Here is a 1,681-nt window from a genome sequence, read left to right as displayed (position 1 = left end):
GCCGCCGCCCGCGCCGCCGCCCTTGTCGCCGGAGTCCCCGCCGGAGCGGGTGAGGAGGAGCGCGACGGCCGTGACGGCCACGGCGGCGGTGGTGGCGAGGGCGATGCGGGGCGCGGATCTCCACCAAGGGCGGTGCGGCTCGTCCGGCGGTCCCGATGCGGGCTGGGAGGGGCCGGAGAGGGGGCCCGAGGGCGGTCCGGTGGGGTTGCCGGAAGACGGCGGGTCGACGCTCACGCACCCTCCCGAAGTGGGGTCGTTTTGTCATACAACGTCCCCATTGTGTGCTCCGAACGGGTGTCTCCCGCAAGCGGACACCGACGGCGCACCCGGCAGGCGGGCCCCGCCGGGGCTGCTTAGCGTGGGCAGCGTGATCACTTCCGATCCCTCCCCGGCCGGCCCCGCCCGGCCCCTCCCCTCCCGGCACGGCTGGCCCCAGGCGCTCGCCGCCGTGCTCGCCGGAGTCCTCGCGATGGGGCTCGTGGCCGCGCTGGGCCTGCTGACGGCCGGGGCGACGGACCTGCCCGGCGGCGCGTTCCCGAGCGTCGTCGCGGCGTCCGTGGTGACGGCGGTCGGCGGCACGGTGAAGCTGTCCGGCGCGGCGGGCGACCTCGCGGGCAGCCGGGCCGGGATGGCCGTGCTCCCGCTGTCGGTGACGCTGGCCGGGGCGCTGGTGATCGGCGCCGGGTTCCTGCGCCCGCTGCGGCACCGGGCGGTCGCCGGGGCGGCGGAGCTGGCGGGCTGGGCGGCGCGGCTCGCGGCCGTCTGGCTGCTGGCCCTGCTGGGCATCGCCCTCGCCGCCCGGCACACGTTCCGCGTCTCGCTCGGCCAGGGCACGCTGGGCGACCTCGGCGACCTGTTCGACGCCACCCCCGAGGTCGGCTTCACCACCGACCTGCCGCTCACCCTCTCGGTGGGCCTGGTGTGGCTGGCGGGCGTGCTCCTGCTCGCGCTACTGGTCTCGCGCGGCGCCCCGCTGCCCGGCAGGCTCCTGCGCGCGCAGGAGACGGTACGGCCGGTGTCGTACGCGGTGCTCGTGCTGCTCCTCGCGTGGGTCGCCCTCGGGGTGCTCGCCGCGCTCGGGGTGCTCGTCGCCCGGGGGCACCGGCCCGAGACGGTCGCCGTCGTGCTGCTCGGCATGCCGAACCTGATGTGGCTGACGCTGACGCTCGGGCTGGGCGCGACCTGGGAGGGGCGCGTGCAGGGGCCGTTCGGGCTGCCGATGCCGAAGGTGCTGGACGAGGTGCTGCGCACGCCGGACCTCTCGGCCCTGAACCTGCGCACGCTGGCCGCGCAGGACGGGCGCGTGTGGTGGCTCGTCCTGGTGGAGGCGCTCGTGCTGCTGGCGGTGGCCCGGGTGATGGTCCGGCGCTCACCAGCGGGGACGCCCGCCTGGCGGCACGGGCTGCACCTGGCTGTCGGGCTGACGCTCGCCGTCCTCGCGGTCTCCCTCCTGTGCCGCACCGAGGCCCACTACGGCCTGTCCCTCCTCGGCATCGGCGACCTCGGCGGCGGTCTGGGCGGCACGCTGCTGCTGCGCCCCCAGTGGTGGCCGGCGCTCGCGCTCGCGGCGCTGTGGGGGTTTGCCGCCGGGTTCATCGCGGGGTGTCTGCCGCGAACATCACGGCGGCCCACTCGGGCGGGCGGCGCACGCCCCTGACCTCGCCGCCCCGCAGGTCCCCGG

At 77.3% G+C, this 1,681-nt stretch carries 1 protein-coding gene and 1 pseudogene; one reads left to right on the top strand and one right to left on the bottom strand.

The window, feature by feature from the left end; all coding sequences use genetic code 11:
- Window positions 1–234 (bottom strand): annotated as a pseudogene (locus tag AOK24_RS41765) (DUF6777 domain-containing protein); the annotation flags it as partial.
- A 133-nt stretch (window positions 235–367) separates the two neighbouring features.
- Between AOK24_RS41765 and AOK24_RS41760 the strand changes: the two are divergent.
- Window positions 368–1,657: a streptophobe family protein gene (locus tag AOK24_RS41760; protein ID WP_240554380.1), complete on the top strand. Its 1,290-nt coding sequence runs from the start codon at window positions 368–370 to the stop codon at window positions 1,655–1,657.
- Window positions 1,658–1,681 lie beyond the last annotated feature (24 nt).

This window comes from Streptomyces niveiscabiei (genome assembly GCF_001419795.1).
In the GTDB taxonomy this organism is placed as follows: Bacteria; Actinomycetota; Actinomycetes; order Streptomycetales; family Streptomycetaceae; genus Streptomyces; species Streptomyces niveiscabiei.
This window is presented reverse-complemented; position numbering and strand designations above follow the sequence as displayed.